The organism is Parviterribacter multiflagellatus (assembly GCF_056863265.1).
On sequence record NZ_JBXPIZ010000002.1, the window covers coordinates 1 to 21,737 of the forward strand.

At 72.2% G+C, this 21,737-nt stretch carries 22 protein-coding genes; 3 read left to right on the top strand and 19 right to left on the bottom strand.

The genetic code is table 11. From position 1 onward, the window contains the following. Positions 1-123: 123 nt before the first annotated feature. The 5 genes from AC1UE5_RS03515 to AC1UE5_RS03535 all read right to left on the bottom strand — a co-directional run bounded on the left by AC1UE5_RS03515 (position 124) and on the right by AC1UE5_RS03535 (position 3,919). A complete protein-coding gene (locus tag AC1UE5_RS03515) occupies positions 124-354 on the bottom strand; it encodes a hypothetical protein (RefSeq protein ID WP_482920690.1) in 231 nt (76 codons plus the stop codon). Positions 355-394: 40 nt separating this feature from the next. Continuing rightward, the gene (locus AC1UE5_RS03520) at positions 395-811 is read right to left on the bottom strand and encodes a transcription antitermination protein NusB (RefSeq protein WP_482920691.1); all 417 of its coding nucleotides are present in this window, start codon (positions 809-811) and stop codon (positions 395-397) included. Further along, positions 811-1,371, bottom strand: a complete 561-nt coding sequence (gene efp / locus AC1UE5_RS03525) for an elongation factor P (protein ID WP_482920692.1) — start codon at positions 1,369-1,371, stop codon at positions 811-813. Before efp ends, AC1UE5_RS03520 begins: the two co-directional genes overlap by 1 nt. A gap of 36 nt (positions 1,372-1,407) precedes the next feature. Further along, positions 1,408-2,235 carry an FkbM family methyltransferase gene (locus AC1UE5_RS03530; RefSeq protein WP_482920693.1) on the bottom strand — a complete coding sequence of 276 codons (828 nt, stop codon included), beginning with the start codon at positions 2,233-2,235 and terminating at the stop codon, positions 1,408-1,410. A 124-nt stretch (positions 2,236-2,359) separates the two neighbouring features. Continuing rightward, on the bottom strand, positions 2,360-3,919 hold the full coding sequence (locus AC1UE5_RS03535; protein WP_482920694.1) for a M20/M25/M40 family metallo-hydrolase: 1,560 nt from the start codon (positions 3,917-3,919) through the stop codon (positions 2,360-2,362). 207 nt (positions 3,920-4,126) lie between these two features. Between AC1UE5_RS03535 and AC1UE5_RS03540 the strand changes: the two genes are divergently transcribed. Both AC1UE5_RS03540 and AC1UE5_RS03545 read left to right on the top strand, forming a co-directional pair. Then, positions 4,127-4,795: a GNAT family N-acetyltransferase gene (locus tag AC1UE5_RS03540; RefSeq protein WP_482920695.1), complete on the top strand. Its 669-nt coding sequence runs from the start codon at positions 4,127-4,129 to the stop codon at positions 4,793-4,795. Between the two features lie 24 nt (positions 4,796-4,819). Further along, positions 4,820-5,173, top strand: coding sequence for a hypothetical protein (locus tag AC1UE5_RS03545; protein WP_482920696.1), 354 nt, complete (start codon positions 4,820-4,822; stop codon positions 5,171-5,173). Positions 5,174-5,185: 12 nt separating this feature from the next. Here the strand turns inward: AC1UE5_RS03545 and typA are convergent, their stop codons facing one another. From typA to AC1UE5_RS03615, 14 genes are all read right to left on the bottom strand, one after another. After that, a complete protein-coding gene (gene typA, locus AC1UE5_RS03550; RefSeq protein WP_482920697.1) occupies positions 5,186-7,030 on the bottom strand; it encodes a translational GTPase TypA in 1,845 nt (614 codons plus the stop codon). Positions 7,031-7,150: 120 nt separating this feature from the next. Beyond that, entirely contained in the window at positions 7,151-8,215 is a 1,065-nt protein-coding gene (locus AC1UE5_RS03555) for a M24 family metallopeptidase (RefSeq protein ID WP_482920698.1), read from the bottom strand. Further along, positions 8,212-8,652, bottom strand: coding sequence for a type II 3-dehydroquinate dehydratase (locus AC1UE5_RS03560; protein WP_482920699.1), 441 nt, complete (start codon positions 8,650-8,652; stop codon positions 8,212-8,214). The genes AC1UE5_RS03555 and AC1UE5_RS03560 overlap by 4 nt, the downstream gene beginning before the upstream one ends. After that, positions 8,649-10,136, bottom strand: a complete 1,488-nt coding sequence (locus AC1UE5_RS03565) for a bifunctional shikimate kinase/3-dehydroquinate synthase (protein ID WP_482920700.1) — start codon at positions 10,134-10,136, stop codon at positions 8,649-8,651. Before AC1UE5_RS03565 ends, AC1UE5_RS03560 begins: the two co-directional genes overlap by 4 nt. Continuing rightward, positions 10,136-11,314 carry a chorismate synthase gene (gene aroC, locus AC1UE5_RS03570; RefSeq protein ID WP_482920701.1) on the bottom strand — a complete coding sequence of 393 codons (1,179 nt, stop codon included), beginning with the start codon at positions 11,312-11,314 and terminating at the stop codon, positions 10,136-10,138. The genes AC1UE5_RS03565 and aroC overlap by 1 nt, the downstream gene beginning before the upstream one ends. Before the next feature lie 31 nt (positions 11,315-11,345). Next, positions 11,346-12,815: a hypothetical protein gene (locus AC1UE5_RS03575; protein ID WP_482920702.1), complete on the bottom strand. Its 1,470-nt coding sequence runs from the start codon at positions 12,813-12,815 to the stop codon at positions 11,346-11,348. Beyond that, the gene (locus AC1UE5_RS03580; protein WP_482920703.1) at positions 12,815-13,543 is read right to left on the bottom strand and encodes a type II secretion system protein GspM; all 729 of its coding nucleotides are present in this window, start codon (positions 13,541-13,543) and stop codon (positions 12,815-12,817) included. The genes AC1UE5_RS03575 and AC1UE5_RS03580 overlap by 1 nt, the downstream gene beginning before the upstream one ends. Further along, a complete protein-coding gene (locus tag AC1UE5_RS03585) occupies positions 13,540-14,406 on the bottom strand; it encodes a PilN family protein (RefSeq protein ID WP_482920704.1) in 867 nt (288 codons plus the stop codon). Before AC1UE5_RS03585 ends, AC1UE5_RS03580 begins: the two co-directional genes overlap by 4 nt. Then, positions 14,403-15,452, bottom strand: a complete 1,050-nt coding sequence (pilM, locus tag AC1UE5_RS03590; RefSeq protein WP_482920705.1) for a type IV pilus assembly protein PilM — start codon at positions 15,450-15,452, stop codon at positions 14,403-14,405. The genes AC1UE5_RS03585 and pilM overlap by 4 nt, the downstream gene beginning before the upstream one ends. Before the next feature lie 61 nt (positions 15,453-15,513). Beyond that, entirely contained in the window at positions 15,514-16,272 is a 759-nt protein-coding gene (locus AC1UE5_RS03595; RefSeq protein ID WP_482920706.1) for a prepilin peptidase, read from the bottom strand. After that, a complete protein-coding gene (locus AC1UE5_RS03600) occupies positions 16,269-18,002 on the bottom strand; it encodes a hypothetical protein (RefSeq protein ID WP_482920707.1) in 1,734 nt (577 codons plus the stop codon). Before AC1UE5_RS03600 ends, AC1UE5_RS03595 begins: the two co-directional genes overlap by 4 nt. A gap of 2 nt (positions 18,003-18,004) precedes the next feature. Next, a complete protein-coding gene (locus tag AC1UE5_RS03605; RefSeq protein WP_482920708.1) occupies positions 18,005-18,652 on the bottom strand; it encodes a PilW family protein in 648 nt (215 codons plus the stop codon). Further along, complete coding sequence (locus AC1UE5_RS03610) at positions 18,652-19,926, bottom strand: hypothetical protein (RefSeq protein ID WP_482920709.1); 1,275 nt, start codon at positions 19,924-19,926, stop codon at positions 18,652-18,654. The genes AC1UE5_RS03605 and AC1UE5_RS03610 overlap by 1 nt, the downstream gene beginning before the upstream one ends. 197 nt (positions 19,927-20,123) lie before the next feature. Further along, complete coding sequence (locus AC1UE5_RS03615; RefSeq protein WP_482920710.1) at positions 20,124-20,519, bottom strand: type IV pilin protein; 396 nt, start codon at positions 20,517-20,519, stop codon at positions 20,124-20,126. Between the two features lie 317 nt (positions 20,520-20,836). Between AC1UE5_RS03615 and gluQRS the strand changes: the two genes are divergently transcribed. Further along, on the top strand, positions 20,837-21,727 hold the full coding sequence (gene gluQRS / locus AC1UE5_RS03620) for a tRNA glutamyl-Q(34) synthetase GluQRS (RefSeq protein WP_482920711.1): 891 nt from the start codon (positions 20,837-20,839) through the stop codon (positions 21,725-21,727). The last annotated feature ends 10 nt before the right edge of the window (positions 21,728-21,737 follow it).

Here is a 21,737-nt window from a genome sequence, read left to right on the forward strand (position 1 = left end):
ATCAGACTGAGCGCCGCGTTAGCGTGCAGCCGCATCCGGTGCCTCCTTCGGAGAGCTGGGCGTGGTTGGCACCACCCAGCCTCCGAAGAGGCCCGGACGAAACAACGTCCTCAGGACTTACATCTAGAGGAGCGGTTCCTGGCCCGGGAGCGGCTCGACGGCGGCCTGCCGCGCGCGGCGCTCGAGCTCGGCACCCGCCTGCCCGGCCAGCGCGGCGCAGTCCTCGACGAGGCTGGCCGCCGCGTCCTGGGACAGGTCGCCGGAGCGCAGCTGCTCGGCGGCCCGCTCGAGGCGGTCGATGAGGTTGTCGAGGTCGTCGGTCATCGTGGCGAAGGTGGGGACGAGGGTGAGCACGATGGTCGATTCGACATAATCGCGCTCGTCCCTCCTGCCGTCAGCCCTGCGCCGGTGGCGCGTGCCGCAGCTCCTGCAGCACCGCGTCCAGGACGCCGTTGACGAACTTCGGGGCGTCGGCGCCGCAGAACGTCTTGGCCGTCTCGACCGCCTCGCCGATCGCGCCCTCGGCCGGGATGGGCGTCTCCCCCGGCACGGCGTCCGGGTGGAGCATCTCGGTGAGCGCGATGCGCATGATCGCCTTCTCCAGCGGGGCGATGCGGTCGAGCGACCAACCCCGCGAGTGCTTGGCGATCAGCGCGTCGGCTTCGTCGGTGTAGTCGTCGGCCGCATACGCGAGCGCGCGCGTGAACGACGACGCGTCCCGCGGGAGGACGTCGCTCAGCTCGCGCCCCGTCAGATCGTGCTGGTAGAGCGCGAACGCGGCCTCACGGCGCTGGTCGGAGCGCCGCGACACTACGCCCGGCTGATGTAGGAGCCGGTCTCGGTCTGCACCTTGACGCGGTCGCCGATGTTGACGAACAGCGGGACCTGGATCGTCGCGCCCGTCTCGAGCGTGGCCGGCTTGTTGCCGCCGCCCGACGCCGTGTCGCCCCGCAGGCCCGGCTCCGTCTCGGTGACCTCGAGCTCGACCGACGCCGGCAGCTGCAGGTCGGCGGGGACGTCGTCGATGAAGAGGACGTCGACCTCGTCGTTCGGCTTGGTCCACTTGAGCTTCTCGGCGAGCGACGCCTCCGGGATCGCCATCTGCTCGAACGACTCCGCGTCCATGAAGTGCGCGTCGGTGCCGTCGCCGTAGAGGAACTGCATCTTGCGCGCCTCGGTGCGCACCGCGCGGAACTTCTCGCCGGCGCGGAACGTCCGGTCGATCACGTTGCCGTCCGACGCGCGGCGCAGCTTCGTCCGCACGAACGCGCCGCCCTTCCCCGGCTTGACGTGCTGGAACTCGAGGACCTTGAAGATCGTCCCTTCGACCTCGATGTGGTTCCCGTTCTTGAGCTGGTTCGTGCTGATCATGACCGCCCGGGAGGGTACTTCGCGGCACGCGGGCGGTCAGATGCGGCTGGCGTAGACCAGGGTCTCGTTCCACGGGAAGCGGGTCTCGCGCGTGATCGTCAGGTGCGCGTCCCGCAGGAGGGTGCGACAGGCTCCGCGGGCGCCGGGGACGATGTCGTCGTGGGTCTCGACGATCGCGTGGCGGACCGCGGCGAGCGTCTCGTGGGAGGCGCCCTCGAGGATGTCGCGCTCGGCGCCCTCGGTGTCGATCTTCAGCAGCCAGATCGGGCGGGCGCCCGCGCGCTCCCACGCGGTGTCGAGTCCGACCGTGGGCACCGTGACGCGGTGGGTCTGGCCGTCGGTCGGCGTATGGCCGTAGGCGCGCGACTGGTGGGACGGGCCGCCGACCCACAGCTCGACCTCCCCGACCGCCCCGGTCATCGCCTCGGCGTGCACGGCCGCGCGGTCGGCCAGGCCGTTCGCGCGGACGTTCTCGCGCAGGACCTCGGCGGTGGCCGGGTTGGGCTCGTACGCGTGCGCGCGCAGGCCGGGCGCGCGGGCGAGGTGGTAGAGCGAGACCGCGCCGATGTTGGCGCCGACGTCGAGCAGCAGCGCACCGTCGGGCGCCGGCTCGTCGATGCCGTAGAACCGCGCGACGTGAACTTCGTGCAGCATCAGAACCGGGTCGTCGAGCGGTCCGTGGTGGAGCACCGTCCCGTCCCGCAGGCGGATCGGTGGGAGCGGCGTCTCGGGCCGCAGCTTCGCGCGCGCGATGCGCGGCCAGTCGGGGGACAGGCGCTGGAGCTTGGCGAGGTAGGCGAGCGTCCCGGCGCGGCGCCGGATCAGCTGCGCGGCCCCCGCGGCGCGCCTCTGACTCACGGTCATGGAGCGACGCTACAGACACCGCGCGCGACTCTGCAACCTCAGGTGGCCGAAGCGACCCCTCGAGACGCACACGGCCCGCCGCGCGCCGGTTCCGGCCCGGCGCGCGGCGGTCGTGGCCCACCCCCTAGCGGACGGCGTGGTCGGCGTGGTGCCCGAGCCGCACGCCGGCCTTGCGGGTCGCGACGCGCGACCCGTCCTCGTAGAACCCGGTCTTCGTCTGCGCCAGCGTCTGCACCGCGTGCGCGGCGCCGTCACCCAGCTCGAACAGCGCGGCCGTGCTCAGGTTCGTGATCGTGTCGCAGGCCTGGTGGTAGCACGGGTCGTACGGCGCACCCGCGGTCCCGCCGTACTCGGCCGCCTGCTCGGCCGTCTTCACGCCCTCCGCGCCGGAGAACAGGCCGCCGGCCGGGATGCCGACCTCGATGAACGGCCCGTAATCCGAGCGCCCGTCGAACGCCGTCGGCTCGGTCCCGAGGCCCTGGCCCCAGAAGTACGAGTTGAACAGCGTCTCGATCTGCGCCGAGCCGGGCGGCCCGATCACCGGCTCGCCCGTCGCCGGGTCGGTGGTGTGCGAGCCGTCGCCGTCGTACACGAAGCGCACGTAGTTCGGCGACCCGATCATGTCGAAGTTCAGGTTGGCGAAGATGTCCTGGATCCCCTCGTCGCCGAGCGACTCGACGTAGTGGTAGGAGCCGAGCAGGCCGCTCTCCTCCGCGCCCCAGAACGCGAACCGCAGCTTCTGCCGCGGCTTGATCTTGTTCTCCGCGATCTCCTCGGCGATCTCGAGGATGCCCGAGGAGCCGCTGCCGTTGTCGTTGATGCCCGGCCCGTCGTCGACCGAGTCCAGATGCGCGCCCACGACGAGCACCTTCGACGGATCGCCCTGCTTGGAGTCGGCGATGATGTTGCTCGTCTCGACCTCCGGGTCGTACGTCCCCGCGGCGGTCACGGTGAGCACGACGTCACCGGTCTGCGTGGCCTCGATCAGCTCGACGGCGTCGGCGTAGGAGAGCCCGAGCGCCGGGATCGTGATCTGCGGCGGGTCGAGCGTGCCGACGAAGAGCTCGGTCCGCTCCGGGTTGCCCTCGTTGAAGATGATCACCGCGTCGTAGCCGGCGGCGGCGGCGTTCTCGGCCTTCACGCGGAAGTTGCAGCCGCCGCGCTGGACGAGCGCGATCTCGTCCTCGGTCGCCGACGCGGGTGCGAAGTCCTCAGGCGCGCAGCCGGCGTCCGAGGACGGCGTCGGCGTCGCCGGGATGACGTTGTTGAGCGCCGGCACGACCCGTCCGGTGACGCCGTCGGCGTCGGTGAAGCCGGAGTACTCGTACAGCGCCGTCTCGTACGTCGCGGGGGTCGGTGAGACCTGCGCCATCGACGACGACGTCTCGGTGAACTTCGGGAACGTGAACTGCTGCTGGGTGACCGTGTAGCCGGCCCGCTCGAGCCGCTGCTTCACGTACGCGGCCGACTCGTCGTAGCCGGCCGTGCCGGAGACGCGCGTGCCGCCGTTGCGGTTCGCGATCGCCTGGAAGGTCCGCTGGTGCTGCATGATGCCGCTGACCGTCACCTGGTCGCGCAGCTTCTTGGTGTTGATCTCGTCGATCGCGAACGCCGACGCCGGCAGCGCCAGCGCGGCGCCGCCTACGGCAAGGGCAGCTACGGCCCTCGTCCTCAGAGAGGTCATGTCCCTCCTCCTGCTCGGGAACGTGTCGTCCGGCCCGCGCAAGTACCCCTACCGGCGGCCGAACGCGGGTCACCCTATGCCCCGTTCCCCGAACGCGCAAGGTCGGTGAGAGATATGGGCCAGCCTCGCCCCGGCACGAGCCCGCGCGCGCCACGAACTTGAGGCGCGTCACACAAGCACGTGCCATCCGGCTCTACCGTCGCGGACATGCTCATGTCGCCGGCCCCGCTGCGCGATCGCGCGCGGCAGCACGCCCTCCGGCCGACCGGTCTGGCGACGTTGCTCGCCACCGGCCCGGACGCCGCCGCCGAGCTGCGCGCCGCCGTCGCGGCGCTCGGCCGCCGTCCCGCCCGCATCGCCGTCTGCGCCGACGCGGCCCCCGAGGTCCAGCGGGTCGCCGAGGAGCTCGGGCTCACCCCCGCGGGCGCGGCGACGCTGATGTCGTGCCGGCTGGACACGCACCACGCCGAGGCGCCCAGCGCCCGTGTCGAGCGGGTCGTCGATCCGGACGCGCTGGAGGAGGTCGCCGAGCTCGTCGCCGCCGCGTTCGGACTGGACGGGAGCGAGGTCATCGGCCGCGACCTGTACGACGCCCGCGGCGCCGACGGCTGGCTGCTGCGCGACGAGGAGGGCCACGCGGTCTCCGCCCTCGTCGCCACGGCGGACCCGGACCTGCTCGGCATCTGGTCGATGGCCACGCCGCCGGCCGCGCAGCGCCGCGGCCACGGCGCGCACCTGCTCCGCGCGGTGCTCGGCCACTACGCGCTCGAGGGCCTCACGGCCGCGTGCGTCGTCGCGACCGAGCAGGGCGAGCAGCTCTACCGCTCGGTGGGCTTCGAGCCCGGCGAGCGGCTGCGCGTGTGGATGAAGCGGTAGCGCGAGAGGCGTAGTCTCCGCCGCATGGCGGACTTCCACCACCTGTGGATCGTCGAGGCCGAGCTCGAGATCCGCAACCCGGCGTCTGAAACCGAGAGCCGCTGCGAGCGCCTGTTCACCGCGCTCGAGAAGTACGGGAGCGACGACACGTCCCCGTACCCCAGCCAGGTCGCGACCAACGACGACGGCTGGGTGGAGTGCACGTTCCCGATCTGGGCGCCGACCCGGTGGGCCGCCATCGCGGCCGGCGCGACCGTGCTCGCCGAGGCGTCCGCCGAGGCCGGCTGCGACATCGGCGTCGCGCGGATCGGCGCGGGCGAGAGCTCCGAGGAGCTCGCCCGCTACCGCGACCGCACGAGCCGCTTCGAGACGGCCTGAGCCGGCGCTGCGCTACGAGACGCCGGCGGCCTGCTTGGCCTGGCGCGCGGCCTTCTGGCGCTGCACCGGGTCGAGCTGCACCTTGCGCAGCCGGACGGCCGCCGGCGTCACCTCGACGCACTCGTCCTCGCGCAGGAACTCCAGCGCCTGGTCGAGCGACAGGGTCCGCTTGGGGATGAGCCGCTCGAGCTCCTCCGCCGTCGAGGAGCGGTGGTTGGTGAGCTTGCGCGGCCGGACGGCGTTGACGTCCAGGTCCTCCGGGCGGACGTGCTCGCCGACGATCATGCCCTGGTAGACCTCGTCCGTCGGCTCGACGAAGAGCGAGCCGCGGTCCTGCAGCTGGAAGCACGCGTAGCCCGTGACGGCGCCCGCGCGGTCGGCGACGAGCGAGCCCGTCGTGCGGGTGCGCAGCTCGCCCACCCACGGCTCGTAGCCGTCGGAGACGTGGTGCAGCACGCCGGTGCCGCGGGTCTCGGAGAGGAACTCGGTGCGGAAGCCGATCAGGCCGCGGGCCGGCAGGCGGTACTCCATCCGGACCCAGCCGGTGCCGTGGTTGACCATCTCGGTCATGCGGCCCTTGCGCTCGGCGAGCAGCTGCGTGACGACGCCGACGTGCTCCTCCGGGACGTCGATCGTCGCGTGCTCGAACGGCTCGTGGCGCTTGCCGTCGATCTCGCGGACGAGCACCTGCGGCTGGCCGACGGTGAGCTCGAAGCCCTCGCGGCGCAGGCCCTCGACGAGCACGCCGAGCTGCAGCTCGCCGCGGCCCTGGACCTCCCACGCGTCCGGGCGATCGGTGTCGTTGACGCGCAGCGACACGTTGCCGACCAGCTCCTGATCCAGGCGGTTCTTGAGCAGGCGCGCGGTGAGCTTCGTGCCGTCGCGGCCGGCGAGCGGGCTCGTGTTGATGCCGACGACGACGGAGAGCGACGGCTCGTCCACGGTGATGACGGGGAGCGGCCGCGGGTCGGCGGGGTCGCCGAGCGTGTCGCCGATCATGACCTCCGGGATGCCGGCGATGGCGACGAGCTCGCCCGGGCCGGCCTCCTCCGCGTCGACGCGGCCGAGCGTCTCGTTGACGTAGACCTCGGTGAGCTTCGCGGTCTCGGTCGTGCCGTCGGCGCGCATCCACGCGACGTTCTGACCCTTGCGCATCGTGCCGTTGTGGATGCGGCAGATCGCGAGGCGGCCGACGTACGGGGACGCGTCGAGGTTCGTGACGTGCGCCTGCAGCGGGGCGGTCTCGTCGTACTCCGGCGGCGGGATGGTCTCGACGAGCAGGTCGAGCAGCGGGCGGAGGTTGGGCGCGAGGTCGGTGGGCGACTCGGTCGAGGCGTGGCCGGCCTTCGCGTTGCAGTAGACGACCGGGAAGTCGATCTGGTCCTCGTCGGCGTCGAGGTCGAGGAACAGCTCCTCCACCTCGGTGACGACCTCCTCCACGCGCGCGTCGGGGCGGTCGACCTTGTTGATGACGAGCACGATCTTCAGGCGCGCCTCGAGCGCCTTGCGCAGCACGAACCGCGTCTGCGGGAGCGGGCCCTCCGAGGAGTCCACGAGCAGGAGCACGCCGTCGACCATCGTCATCCCGCGTTCGACCTCGCCGCCGAAGTCGGCGTGCCCGGGCGTGTCGACGATGTTGATCTTCGTGCCCTCGTACCGGATCGCGGCGTTCTTGGCGAGGATCGTGATCCCGCGCTCGCGCTCCTGGTCCATCGAGTCCATGACCCGGTCGTCGACCTCCGCGCCCTCGCGGAACGCGCCGGTCTGACGCAGCATCGCGTCGACGAGGGTGGTCTTGCCGTGGTCGACGTGGGCGATGATCGCCACGTTGCGCAGGTCGGAGCGGTTCTGGGTCATCTGTGCGTCTTCGTGAGGAGGCGGGAGAGCGGCCCGTTCTGGCGTCACGCGCGCGCGGATGCGCACGGAAGAACCGCGTCGACCCAGGGTATCGGCCCCCTGCCGCCCGACCTGTGACCTCTACGCGACGGTGGTGAGCGCCTTGGGGAGCGAGGAGAGGACGTCGTGGCCGTCGGGCGTGACCGCGACGAGGTCCTCGATGCGGACGCCGACCTGGCCGGGGAGGTAGATGCCGGGCTCCACGGTGACGATCTGGCCGGCCGCGAGTGCGGTCTCGCCCTTGACGCTCAGGCGCGGGCCCTCGTGGACCTCGAGGCCGACGCCGTGGCCGAGGCCGTGGCCGAAGTGCTCGGCGTGGCCGGCAGCGGCGATGATGTCGCGCGCGACCGCGTCGACCTCCTTGCCGAGCGGGCCCGGCTTCACCGCGGCGAGCGCCGCCTCCTGCGCCTCCAGGACCTTGTCGTACACCGCGCGGTCGCGGGGATCCAGGTCGCCCGTGGCGTACGTGCGGGTGCAGTCCGACGCGTAGCCGTCGAGCACGCAGCCCCAGTCGATCACGACGAGCGTCCCGGACGGGATCACCACATCGCGCGGCTGCGCGTGCGGGAGCGCGCCGTGTGCGCCCGCGGCGACGATCGGCGGGAACGAGACGGCCGACGCGCCCCGGCGGCGCATCGCGAACTCGAGCTCGAGCGCGACCGCCTGCTCGGTCTTGCCGACGATCCCGCCCTCGAGCACCTCGGTCAGCGCCTCGTCGGCCAGCCGCGCCGCCGCGCGCACCTTCTCGATCTCCTCGGCGTCCTTGACGAGCCGCAGCTCCTCGATCAGGCCGCCCGCGCCCACCAGCTCGACGCCGTCGCCGACCAGCTCCTGCAGCCGCGCGAACGTCTTGACGCTCATCTCGGTGTCGTCGAACCCGACCCGCCCGGCCGGGAGCGCGCTGGCGCCCTTCTCCAGCAGGTCCTGCGCGATCTCGCGCGTGAACCCCTCGGAGACCTCCTCGTCGGCCTGCGTGAGGTAGCGGAAGTCGGTGACGAACCGGCAGACGTCGTGGCCGATCACCGCGAGGCCCGACGAGCCGGTGAAGCCCGTCAGCCAGCGCACGTTCACCAGCCCGGTGACGATCAGCGCGTCCAGCTCGCGCTCGGCCAACGACTCCAACACCGACGCGACGCGCGTGCTCATGCTCCCAGCTCCTCCTTCAGCCGCACCAGCGCGGCGCGATATCCGTCCGGCCCCTGCCCGGAGACCGTCTCGACGCACAGGTCGCGGATGACCGACACACGGCGGAACTCCTCGCGCGCCATCACGTCCGACAGGTGCACCTCCACGCACGGCAGCCCGGTCAGCTCCAGCGCGTCCCGGATCGCGTACGAGTAGTGCGTCCACGCGCCCGGGTTGAACACGATCGCGTCGACCATCCCGTCGAGCCGGTGCAGGTGCTCGACCAGCTCGCCCTCGTGGTTGGTCTGGAAGAACCGCGCGTCGAGCCCCAGCTCGCGCGCGAAGTCGCCGATCTTGCGCTCCAGCTCGTCGAAGCTCAGGCCGCCGTAGTGGCCGGGGTCACGCCGCCCGAGCTGATCCAGGTTGACGCCGTGCAGGACCGCGATCCGGTTCTTCATGTGCGGCCCAACTCTTCCACGGCCGCGATCACGGAGGCGTCCTCGACGCGGTGACCGTGCGTCACGTCGCCCGGCCCGCCGACGAGGACGAACGGCACCGTGTCCCCCGTGCGCTTCTTGTCGCGCCGGGTCGCGTCCACGACCGCGCGGGCGTCGAAGCCCTCGATGGTGGTGGGCAGCCCGCGGGCCGCGAGCAGCTCCGCGACCTGCGCCCGCAGCGCGTCCTGGCCGCTCAGCCGCAGCGCCGCGAGCAGCCCGAGCGCCACCGCACGCCCGTGCGAGAGCGTGTAGCCGCTCAGCGTCTCCAGCGCGTGCGCGACCGTGTGCCCGAGGTTGAGGACCTGCCGGCGCCCGCCGTCGCGCTCGTCCGCGCCGACGACCTGCACCTTCGTGCGCGCGCACGCGAAGATCACGTCCGCGTCGACCGGCCCGCCGCTCGCGACCGCGTCCCAGAGCGAGCCGCCCGCGATCAGCGCCGTCTTGACGACCTCGGCGTAGCCCGCGCTGTGCTCGCTCTCGGGGAGCGTCTCGAGCGTGTCGAGGTCGGCGAGCACCGCAGTCGGCTGGTGGTAGACGCCGACGTAGTTCTTGCCGCCGGGGATGTCGACGCCGGTCTTGCCGCCGATCGCCGCGTCGACCTGCGACACCACGCTCGTCGGCACCTGCACGACCGGGATCCCGCGCTGGTAGGTCGCGGCGACGAAGCCCGACAGGTCCCCCACCACGCCGCCGCCGACCGCGCGCACGTGGTCGCCGCGCGTGACATCGCCCTCCGCGAGCGCCGCCCACAGCTGCGTCGCGGTCGCGATCGACTTGGACGCCTCGCCGGCCGGGACGCTGAACGACGCGTCGGGGGCCCAGTGCCGGCCGACGCTGTCGTCGGTGATGGTGAACGCGCGGCCGGGCGCGCCGACGTCGAGCGTCCGCACCCCGTGGCCGACCACGACCGGGTAGTCGCCGCCCGCGGTGTGCGCCCAGGCCATGCGGGCGCCGGGCGGGAGCGCGCGGATCGTCGGCAGCGCGGCCGTCACCGCGCTCGCGGCGGGCAGGACGACCGTCGCCAGCGTCTCGTAGAGCGGGCGCCGGCGGACGTGCCGGCGCAGGAACTCGTCGCGGTCGGCGGCCAGCGGCCGGCCAGTGCCCCGGCAGCGGCGCCAGCACACGTCGGCGTCGGCGTCGATCCACACGACCGTCCGCCCCGCGAGCGCCTCGCGCACCGCGGGGATCTCGACGCTCCCGCCGCCGAGCGAGACGACCGGCGGCGCGGAGCCGTCGCGGCCGAGCGCCTCGACGACGATCTCCTCCTCCCGCGCGCGGAAGTCGGGCTCGCCGTGCTCGCGGAAGTAGACGTCGATCGGGCCGTGCCGCTCCTCGAAGATCGCGTCGGTGTCGATCGCGTCGACGCCGAGCGCGGCGGCAGCGTGCTTGGCGGCGGTCGACTTCCCCGCCCCCATGAAGCCGATGAAGACGAGCGGCGCGCCCACTAGGCCCGCGCGCGGCGGCGCGTCCAGCCGATGCGCTCCTCGTAGCGGTCGAGCGCCTCTAGCACGTCGTCGATGTGGTCGCCGCCGAACTTGTCGCGGTAGGCCTTGGCGAGCACGACCGCCACCATCGCCTCCCCCACGACCGCGCCCGCGGGCACGACGCAGGAGTCGGTGCGCTCGCGCAGCGCCTGCGTGGGCTCGTGGGTCTCGATGTCGACCGAGCGCAGCGGCTTGGTCATCGTGGGGATCGGCTTGAGCGCGGCGCGCACGACCAGCGGCTCGCCCGTCGTCATGCCGCCCTCCAGGCCACCGGAGTGGTTGGTCTCGCGGTAGTAGCCGCGCTCCTCGTCGAAGAAGATCTCGTCGTGCGCCTGGGAGCCGGGCTTGCCGGCCAGATCGAAGCCCTCGCCGAGCCCGACGCCCTTGCACGACTGGATCGACGCGAGCGCGCCCGCGAGGCGGCCGTCGAGGCGCTCCTCCCACGAGACATGGGAGCCCAGGCCGGGCGTGACGCCGAACGCGCGGACCTCGAAGACGCCGCCGATCGACTCGTTCTTCTTCCGCTGCGCGGTGATGTGGGCGACCATCTCGGCCGAGGCGCCCGCGTCGAGGCAGCGGACCGGGTCGTCGTCGACGCCCTCGAACGACTCGAGCGCGACGTCGTGCGGGACGTCGGCGTGGATCGGGCCGATCTGGACGACGTGGGAGACGACCTCGACGCCGAGCGCGCGGAGGAACGCCTTCGCGAGCGTGCCGCCGGCGACGCGCGCGGCGGTCTCGCGCGCGGACGCGCGCTCGAGGATGTTGCGGACGTCCGTCTGGCGGTACTTCCAGACGCCGACGAGGTCGGCGTGGCCCGGGCGCGGGAGGTGGACCTCCTTGACCTCGGACTCCACCGGCCACGGGTTCATCCGCTCCTCCCAGTTCTGGTAGTCGCGGTTCACCACCCACAGCGAGATCGGGCCGCCGAGCGTCTTGCCGTGGCGGACGCCGCTCTTGACCTCCGCCGAGTCCTTCTCGATCTTCATCCGGCCACCGCGGCCGTGGCCCAGCTGGCGGCGGGCCATGTCACGCGCGATCGCCTCGCGGTCCAGCTCGAGGCCTGCGGGCAGGCCCTCGACGATGCAGGTCAGGCCGGGCCCGTGCGACTCGCCGGCGGTGGTCATCCTCAGCGCCATGTGGCGCTGAGGATATTGGGCGGCTTCGCGCTCAGCCGGCCGGTGTGGCGGGGGCGGGAGCGGCCGTCGGCGGCTCCTGCTCGAGCGTGCCGGCCTCACCGGAGAACGTCAGGCCCTGGACGAGCGTGCCGACCTCGGTGATCAGGCGGCGCAGGATCACGCGGCCGGCGGGCGACTCGCGAGTGCGGGACGCGGCGGCGGCCTCCTCGGACTCGGCCTCGATCGGCTCGATGCCGTCGATCTGCAGCTCGTAGTCGTTCGTCGCGCCGTTCAGGGTGGGAGCCGCGAACGTCGCGCGCTGGCCGGCGGCGAGCTTGACCCGGTCGCACTGCTCCGGCGTCGGCTCGCAGACGGCGTCGCCGGCGGCGACCGCGCGGGACGGGTTGAGGAAGAGCGCGGTGTCACCGTCGCCGAGCACGCCGAGGTAGATGAACGACGGGTCGTCGATCGACGGCAGCGGCGTGAGGCGGGCGAGGTTGTAGCGCTTGACGAGCTCGCCCGGCGCGCCGAACTGGAGGTCGACGCGGTAGCCGCCGAAGAGCGAGCCCGAGGCGTTCGCCGTGACGGTGCCGGACGGGACGACCAGCCCGAGCTTGGTCGAGTACGCGAGGTCCGCGACCTCGACCTGGCCGGTCTTGACGGCGCTGCGGAGCGCCTCGCGGCCGGCCTTCGACTCGCGCTCGCGGGCGGCGCTGGCGTCCGCCGCGCTGGCCTTGGTCTCGCGCTCGACGTTCACGAGGTCGAGCTGGTACTGGACGGTCTGGCCGTCCGGCGTGACGACGTCGAAGAACTCGGTCTCGCCCTCCTGCAGCTCGACGCGGTCGCAGTTCTGCGGGGTCGGCTTGCAGGTGCCGTCGCCGGTCGCCGTCGCGTCGGACGAGACGAGGAAGAGCGCGGTCTTCCCGTCGGCCTGGACGCCGAGGAAGATGAAGAACGGGTCGGTCTGGCTCGGGAGCGGGCTCAGGCGCGCGACGTTCGTCTTCGCGCTCAGCGAGCCGTCCTTGCCGAACCGCAGGTCCACGCGCCACGAGTCCTTGTCGTTGGACTTCGTCGAGCCTGAGCCGCTGCCGGAACCGGAGCCGCTGCCGCCGTCGTCGCCGCCGACGGGCACGACGCCCACGTCGTCGAGGCCGGTGTCGTCCGAGCCGGTCCCGCCGCCGGACGCCGTGCCGCCGGTGGAGCCGGAGCCGCCGTCCGACCCGCCGGAGGACGTGCCGCCGGTCGGGGTGGTGGAGGTCTTCTTCTGCGCGGACTCGCGCTTGCGGAACGGGTCGTGCTTGACGCCCGGCGTCGCCGCGCCCTGCAGCTCCGTCTCGGTGACCGCGCCGTCGACGGTCTCGCCGACGCTTGCCGAGGCGGGCGGGATCGCCGCGATTGGCTCGCTGTCGTCACCGCCGCCCAGCACCACCGGCACGGCCACGAGGGCGGCCAGGAGCGCGACCGCGATCGGCCACAGGCGCTTCTCGATCAGGTCGCTCAGGATGTTGCGCAGGACGCTCATCAGTTGGCTCCGGAGGTGGTCGTGGACGGCGTCGCAGCGGCGTCGGTGGACGTGCTGCCGCTCGTCGCGGTCGCGGTGGACGTGGAGGTCGCGGAGGCCGTGCCGCCCCCGGTGCTCTTCGGCGCGACGTAGGCGTTCGCGGTGACCTTCGCCTGGAGCTTCGGCAGCCCGTCCTCGGACGGCGTGAGCTCGACCGCGTCGACGGTCAGCAGGCGGCCGCGGACGTCGACCTTCTCGTCGCCGATGCTCGCGAAGCGGTGCAGCGCGCGGAGGAACTTGTCGAGCTTGAAGAAGTCGCCCTGGAAGGTGATCTGCAGGGGCAGCTGCTCGAGGCCGGACGGGCCCTGCGTCGCCCCCGGCGTCCCATCAGTGGTGCCGCTGGTGCTCGAGCCGCTCCCGGCGCCGCCGACGGTGATGTCGTCGAAGTCGACACCGGCGCTGCGCGCGGCCTTGTGCAGCTGGTACAGCAGGGACGGCGTGCCGTCGTCCGCGGGCACGGCCTTGCCGAGCACCGCGAGCGTGGACTGGTCGCGCTTGTACTGCTCGCGCGCGGTGCTCGCGCTGCTGAGCTGCGCCAGGGCGTTCGCGCGGCGGGTCTCGGCCTGCGTGACCTGCTCGTCGAGGTCGTTGAGCTCGGTCGAGGTCGGCTTCAGCACGGCCAGGTAGAACCCGGCGACGACGGCCACAGCGGCGAGGACGCCGAGGACGATCCGGTCGCGCTTGGTCATTCGGTGACTCCGCTCGCGTTCGACGTGGTGGACGGCGCCGTCGCCGTGCCCGGCGTGGTGGTGGTCGGCGCGGCCGTGGTCGCACCGGACGTCTCGGCCGGGGTGGTCGACGTCCCGCTCGCGCCCGTCGAGGCGTCTGCGGTGCCGGTCGCCGTCGCGGTCGCGGCAGCGGTCGTCCCGTTCGCGTCCGGGCCGCCCTCGAGCCAGATGACGATCGTGAACTTGGCCGGGAGCTTGGTCGTGCAGCCGCTGCCGTCGCCCCCGCCGCTGCCGGCCTCGGCGACGTTGGTCTCGCCGACAGGCTCCTCGCGCTCGGTCGACGCGAGGCTGACGCGCTTGACGTCGTTCATCGCGCGCAGGCGGGCCATGAGCCGGGCGACGGCCGGGTGGTTCTCGGCGCAGCCGACGATCTCGAGCGCGGGCGCCGTGACGGCGGCACGGAGCCCGGACGCGGCCACGCCGCCTCCGCCCCCGCCCCCGACGCTCGGCGACGACGTCGCGTTGAGCGAGCTGAAGACGACCTTGGTGCCGATCGTGCGGCCGACCTCGGTCAGCGAGCCGGCCCAGTCGACCCGGCCGCGGGCGACCGAGCGGACGCTCTCCACGCGCGAGCCGGTCTGCGCCGCGAGGTCGCGGTAGTGCGCGATCGCGCTCGCCTGCTGCTCGGCGGCGGCGGCCTCCGCCTCGGCCTGGACCAGGTCGGCCTCGCGGTCCGACACGCGGCCCTTCATCACCGTGGTGACGGCGACGAGCACGACCACGAGCGCGAGCGCGCCGAGGGCGACGTAGACGCCGGCGCCGGAGCGGTTCGGCGCGCCCGAGCCGCGGCGCAGGTCAGGCGGAAGCAGGTTGACGGCGTTCATGCCGGGACCTCCGTCACGGCCAGCCCGGCGGCGATGCTCAGCCGCGCGGGGTCGATGTCGTCCACGTCGGTGCCGACCTCGGCGACGCCGCGCGTCTCGACCGGCAGGCCGAGCTCGGTGCACAGCGTCTCGGCGAAGCCGGGGACGGCGACGGCGGGCCCGGTCAGCACGACCTTCTGGACCGCGGCCTCGTCGCCGGACTGCGCCTGGTGGAAGTCGAGCGAGGAGCGGATCTCGCCGGCGATCTGCCGGACGCCCGCGGCGAGCGTGGTGCGCGTCATCGCGACCGCCTCGCCGTCCTCGGCCATGTCGAAGCCCTTGCCCTCGAAGCCGGCGCGCGTGACGAAGTCGCGCGCGGTCTCGACCGAGACGCTCAGGCGCTCGGACAGCGCGTGGACCATGGCCTCCAGGCCACCGCCGGTGACGCGCGTGAAGAGGCAGCCGCGGTCGTCGGCGACCGCGAGGTTCGTGGTCCCGCCGACGGCGACGTAGAGCGTCGGCTCGTCGTCGCGCTTGAGCGCGCGGACCATCGCGAAGGCGGAGAGGTCGATGCCCTCGATCTTCAGCCCCGCGGCGCGGACGCTCTGGACGACGCGCTCGATCATCTCGCGGCGTGCGGCGACGATGACGACGCGCAGGCGCGGGCCGTCGGGCGTGACGACCGAGCCGATGACCTGGTGGTCGAGGACCGCCGAGTCGAGCGGCATGGGCAGCTCCTGCTCGGCGTGGAAGCGGACGACCGCCTCGAGCTCCTTCGGGTTGGAGAGCTCGGGGAGGTCCAGGACGCGCATGACGATCCGCGCGTTCGCCACGCCGACGCGGACGTTCTTGGCGAGCCCCTTGTGCTCGCTCCAGATCTCGCGCAGCGCGGCGGCGACGGCCTCCGCGTCGACGACCTCGCCGTCGCGGACGACGTTCGGCTCGAGCGGAGCGGTGGCGGCCTGCTCGACCGCGAGGTGCCCGTTGACCGCGACGCGGGCGACGGTGACGGCGCCGGGCTCGATCTCGACGCCGACGACGGACTTGTTGCGGGAGCGACGTGCCATGTCGCACCGATCAGTCGGCACCCTGACGCGCTTCTTTAGCGCGTGCAGGGCCCTTGGCCGCTTACACGAACGTGGACGTGTATGCGTCGAGCAGCTCGGCGCCCGCGAGGATCGCGACGACCCCTCCGAGGGCGAGGAACGGCCCGAACGGGACCTTCGTCTTGCGGCCCGCGGCCACGCCCTTGCGGGCCATGACGGCGGCCCCGGCGACCACGCCAGTCACGAGCGCGACGAGCAGCGCGACGACGACCGGAGCGCCCAGGAAGAGCCCCAGCACGCCGGCGAGCTTGACGTCGCCCATCCCCATCCCGCCCGGGTACGCGAGCGCGGCGACGAGGAAGAACGTGGCGGCCCCGACGCCGGCGATCAGCCGCTCGGGCTCGCCGCCCGCGTCGAGCGCGAGGCCGAGCACGATCGCGACCATGGCCGCCGGCCCCGTCAGGACGTTCGGCAACAGCCGGTGCTCGAGGTCGATCAGCGTCAGCGGCACGAGGAACGCGACGAGCACGAGCCCGAGGACGAGCTTCGCCGTGTCGTCGTGGTGCACGAGCGCGACGGCCGCCATGAGCGCCGCCGTCCCGGCCTCCACGATCGGGTACTGCGGCGAGATCGGCGCCGCGCAGTGGCGGCACTTGCCACGCAGCAGCAGCCACGAGACGACCGGGATGTTGTCGTACGACCGCACCATCTCGCCGCAGGACGGGCAGCCCGAGCGGCCGGTCACGACCGAGCGCTTGCGTGGCAGCCGGTATGCGACGACGTTGAGGAAGGAGCCAAGGAGAAGGCCGAAGGTCGTGGTGCTCAGGACGATGGGGGTCATGCCTCTGCGGGGATCTGCTCGGTGACGGACCGGATCTGCCAGTTGGGGAGGACGGGGTCGAGGAAGCGGGGCGGGGAGCGGAACTGCAGGCGCCGGTCGTACCGGTAGTCCTTCAGGTAGCCCGTGCCGCCCGACGAGTTGCCCCCCGTGCCGACCGGGCCGCGGTACATCTGCCCGATCGCGCCACGGATCGTCAGCGTGCCGAGCTTGTCCGGCCCGCAGAAGTAGCCGTCCACCGTGAACGAGTGCTTCAGGGAGAGGATCGCGGCGTCGATCTGCACCGGGCTCGGCAGCTTCTCGCTCGTCCGGCAACCGACGACCTCGTTACTCGACCGGATCAGGTCGAACTTGTGGTAGACGCGGATCCAGTTGTCGGAGATCAGCCCGAAGACGACGCCGTCGTTCGCGCGCTTGAGGTTGCCGTTGACGATGATGTCGTTCTTGGCGCCGACGGTGAGCGACCGGTCGTAGGTCCCCTTGACGTAGACGTTGCCGCAGCCCGCGGGCTCGTTGTACGGCTCGAGCGGGTCGTAGGTCTCCCCGCACGGGCGCGTCGGATCGTCGTCGACGTAGATGACCTCGCCGTCGTTCAGGTTGACGGTGACGTTCTCGAGCTTCGTGCCGTCGTCCTGGTAGCCGTTGACGACCATGCCGCCGGCCTTGAACTCGATCGTCGTCTTGCCGCGGAATCGCAGCCGCGCGGGGGCGTCCTGCTTGAGCGTCGAGTTCGAGTCAGGGAGCGTGATGGAGCCGCTGTTCGGCACCCACTGCCCCACCTTGTTCGGCGACGCGTTGCCGTTGCAGCCGCGCCAGCCCTGCCCCGGGCCGTTGACCTCGATGCGGTCGGTCGACTTCTCGCCGAACTGCGGCGAGCCACACAGGAGGATCGAGTCGTTCGTGTGGAGCGGCCCGAGCACCTTGTCGCCGTCGGCGAACTGGATCTCCGTGCAGTTGGCGTCCCAGGGGTTCCACTTGCCCGGGTCAGCGACGACCGAGCCGTAGTAGTCGCGGACGCCGAAGATGCCGCGGTTGCTGCCGGAACCTGCCCAGGTCTGCCCGGCGCGGTTCTCGAAGTAGTGCCGCTTGCAGGCGAGCGTCGCCCAGTCCTTGATGTTGTAGTAGGTGCTGCCAGTGGTGTTGCCGCGGCCGCTGGTCGGGTGGCCCCACGAGTCCTTCACGTACCAGGCCGGATCTGACGTCTCGTACTCGGTGTAGTAGACGTAGTTCAGGAAGCCGCCCGGGCGGTAGGTCGCGATGAGCGACCGCCGTGCGCCGCCGGGCGCCGCCTCGCCCGTCGCGCGGATGCGAAACGATCCGAAGGCGTCGAGCATGCTCTTGTCCGGCTCGGCGGTGCTGCACTGCGTCCACTGCTTGCCGCTGCTGTCCTTCACCGGGAGCAGCTCGAGCGAGTAGCGCGCGGTCGTCCCCGGCAGGGGGTCGGACCATCCGCGCGTCGCCGGACGCGGCTGGTTCAGCGCCTTGTTGGCCGGGTCGGCGCACAGCGACCAGTAGTTCGCGTTGACGCGCAGGCGGGCGAGGTAGTCAGAGACGCCGGCCTCGGCGGCCGCGAGCGCCTGCTTGCGCTCGCGGTCGTGCGTCGTCGGGCCGCTGCTCCGGCTGACGGCCGCCGCAGTCGCGCCGCCGATGATGAGCAGCGCGAGCAGGGACGCCATCATCGGCGCCATCGTGAAGCCGCGCTCGCCGCGGACGAGCTCTCGGAAGCGACCCATGCTCAGCACTCCGGGACGTTGTCGGGGTCGGTCGGGTCGTCGGTCCGCAGCAGCACGGTGGTGTCGGCCGCCGCGTCGACGTTGCGGTCCCGGCCGCGGGCGTTGGCGATCAGGCGGACGCGCACGCGCGCGGCGTCGATCCTCGATGCCGCGACGGCGATGGGGTTGCCGGCGGGATCCTGGTAGGTGAACAGGTCCGCACCCGCGGGAACTCGGACGTTCGACAGGAGGATCTCGTTCCGCGACGGCGTCGTGACGAACGTCAGCGTCCCGTTGGCGGTCGGGCTGAGCGGGTACACGCGGCGCCGCACGTTCGTGCCGTCGAGCGCCAGCGAGACCTTCTCGAGCGCGGCGTCCGTGTACGCGACGCCGGTGGGTCGCGACGCGGTGCGGGACACGAACGCGATCTCGGTCGGCGTCGCGGTCAGCACCGGCCGCTCGCCCGAGTCGGTGCAGACCGCCGACTTGAGCGACGTCGTGATGCGCTCGAGCCCGGTCCGGAGCCGCTGGGTCGTCTCCGCGCGGTCGACGACGCGCGCGTGGTTCTTCGTGCCCGCGTCGAACATCGCGAACATGGCGAGCAGCACGACCATCCCGACGAGGATCGCCGCGAGCAGCTCGACCAGGCTGTATCCGTCCTCCCGGCGCATCAGGGGAACCCGGGGCAGTTCGAACCGGTCGACGTCTGCAGGTTGAGCTCGGTCGCGGTGCCGGCGTTCGGCGGCCACGTGCCGTTGGAGGCGATCGTCGCCGTCGAGAGGTTCGAGACGAGGTGGTAGCGGCTTTGACTCGCGCTCGACACGCAGACGCGGTAGCCGCCGCCGTACGGGAAACCGTTCTGCGCGATGGTCCGCCGGTTGGCGTTGGTGGGCAACGGGATGATGTCGGGCGTCCACGTCACGCCCGGCTCGCACGTCGTGTTCTGCACCCTGATCCGCATGTCCCCCGGGAAGGTCGAGAGGCTGCCGTTGCGGACCGAGATGTTCAGCGGGTAGAGGTTGACGTCGACAGACGTCGTCGGGATCACGCCCGGAGTGACGACGAACCCAGGGTTCGGGAGCGGCGGGATCCGGTCGTCGCAGCCACCGGCCCAGAACGAGTACTGGCCGGTGAACGGGAAGAGCCCCTTGACCACGAGCGTGCCGTCCGCCGCGAGGCTGTCGATCGCAACCCGGGTCGGGAGCTCCATCCCGGAGTTGTTGATGCTCAGCCGCTTCGGATCGCCGCCGGTGTGGTGCGTCGTGGTCGGCTCGCCCGGCCGCCAGTAGCGGAAGCGCAGCTTCACCCCGCCGGGGCGATCGAGCGTGAAGGAGACGGTGGCGGTCTTCTCGGCCTCGACGGTCGCGGCCGCCTTCGGCGCGTCCGTGCCGCTCGGGGCGATGTGGTCGAGCTTGCGCGCGGTGATCTCGTGCTGGCCCGGAGTGAGGTAGAGCAGCGCGCAACCGTTGAGGTCGGTCGTCGCGACGCGACCGCCGGACGAGACCGTGGCGTCGGGGACGCCCTTGCCGTTGCGATCGACGACCGAGGCGCGCACCGCGCCCGACCCGCCGACCGGCGCCGCCACGAACGTGTCCACCCGCACCGGCTTGACGCTTCCCATGCCCGTCCAGCTGACGGACGTCTCAAGCTGGACGAGGTCGCGTCCGCGGCTCGCCGTGCACTCGGTCGAGCTCTCCGTCGCCGGGTGCTGGGTGGCAACGGTCTTGACGGTGTAGGCGGTCCCGCCGATGGTCCTCACCGGGTCGACGACGGTCCCCAGCATCCGGAGCGTCTCGTAGCTGGAGCCGCGCAGCTCGTCCAGCTTGGTCTGCGCCAGGTCGGCGGCGACGCTCCGCTGGCGCTCGATGCCAGACGCCTTGCCGGACGCGTTCATGACCTTCAGGAGGCTCACGCTCGCGACCGCGAGGACGAGGCACGTGATCATCACCTCAACGAGGAAGGCCCCCTCCTCGGCGCGCAGTCGCGCGCTGGCGTGTCGGAACGTTCGGACCATTCGTCCACAGGGTCGGCTTGGCGCGAACGAACTTGAGCTTGTGCAGGAGGTTCTCCACACAAGAACGACGAAGGGCGGGCCGTTCGGCCCGCCCTTCGGTCAGACGGAGGTGTCGTCAGCCGACGTGCCTACCAGTTGCCACCGCCGTCGCCGGTGTAGGACCGCGTGACCTGGCCCTCCGCGTTGCGGGCGTAGGTGTAGACCTTGCCGGAATCCGACTCGGACGTGATCGTGAAGGTGTCCTGCGTGACGGTGAGCGTCACCTTGTCGGCCGGAACGCCGGAGCCCTCCACCGAACCACACTGGTCGTACTGGCCGCCGTCGTCGACCGAGCAGGCCTCGACGTGCGTGACGAGGTTACGGGCGTTGGTCTTCGCGTCCGCGTCCCAGCCCTTCTCGCGCTGGTTGAGGAACGCCGGAAGAGCGATCGCGGCGAGGATGCCGATGATCAGGATGACGACGAGGAGCTCGATGAGCGTGAAGCCCTTCTCCTCCTGCATGCGCGTGCGCAGCTTGTGAAGCATTGTGCTGGCCCCTCCTCGGGGATGGCTGATGATGTGGTCTGCCGGGCCCCGAGGGTCCTGGCTCGCCCAGGTCATCGTCCGCCGCGCCGGAACTTTGAGGAGCGCTATTGCGCCTGGACGTCTGTCCGATCTTCAGAGGTCTGAGCGGTGTGGCCGGGTATGAAGCGGCCCGTTCCCTCGCACCAGGGGCAGGTGACCTCGTGCGGCGTGCCGCCGAGGTTGCTGATGACCTTGCCCGTGCCGCGGCACGCGCGGCACTCGAGTCGATCGTCCGGGGTGTCCGTGCTCATCGAGGGCGCGAGGGTACCGTCAATCGGGTGATCGGCCGTTACGCGCCCTCCCCCACGGGCACGCTGCACCTTGGCAACCTGCGCACCGCGCTGCTCGCGTGGCTGTTCGCGCGGTCGGCCGGATCGGCCTTCCTCATGCGGGTGGAGGACCTCGACACCGGCCGCGTGCGCGAGCAGTTCGTCACCGAGCAGCTCGACGACCTGCGCGCGATCGGCGTCGACTGGGACGGCGCTCCGGTCCGCCAGTCGCAGCGCCACGACCTCTACGCGCGCGCGATCGCGCAGCTCGATGAGCAAGGCCTCCTCTACCCCTGCTACTGCACCAGGCGCGAGATCAAGGAGGCCGCCTCCGCGCCGCACGGCCCGCTGCCTGAGGGCGCGTACCCCGGCACCTGCCGCCGCCTCACCGCGACGGAGCGGGCGGCCAAGGAGGCCGAAGGCCGCGCCCCCGCCCTGCGCCTCGACGCCCAAGCGGCCGTCGTCCGCTTCCACGACCGCGTCATGGGCGACGCGGAGGGCGTCGTCGACGACCTCGTCATCCGCCGCAACGACGGCGCCCCCGCCTACAACCTCGCCGTCGTCGTCGACGACGCGGCCCAGGGCGTCGAGGAGGTCGTCCGCGGAGCAGACCTGCTCGAGGGCACCCCGCGCCAGATCCACCTCCAGCGGGTCCTCGGCCTCCCCACCCCGAGCTACGCCCACGTGCCGCTGATGCTCGGCCCCGACGGCGCCCGCCTGGCCAAGCGCCACGGCTCGGTCACCCTCCAGGACCGCGCCACCCAGGGCCAGACACCCGAGGAGGTCCGGAACGAGCTCCTCGCGAGCGTCGGCCTCGACCCGCAGCCCCTCGCGGACCTCGCCCGCACGTTCGATCCGGCCATGCTCCCGCAAGCCCCCACGACCTTCACGGCGGCCTGACCCCTAGACT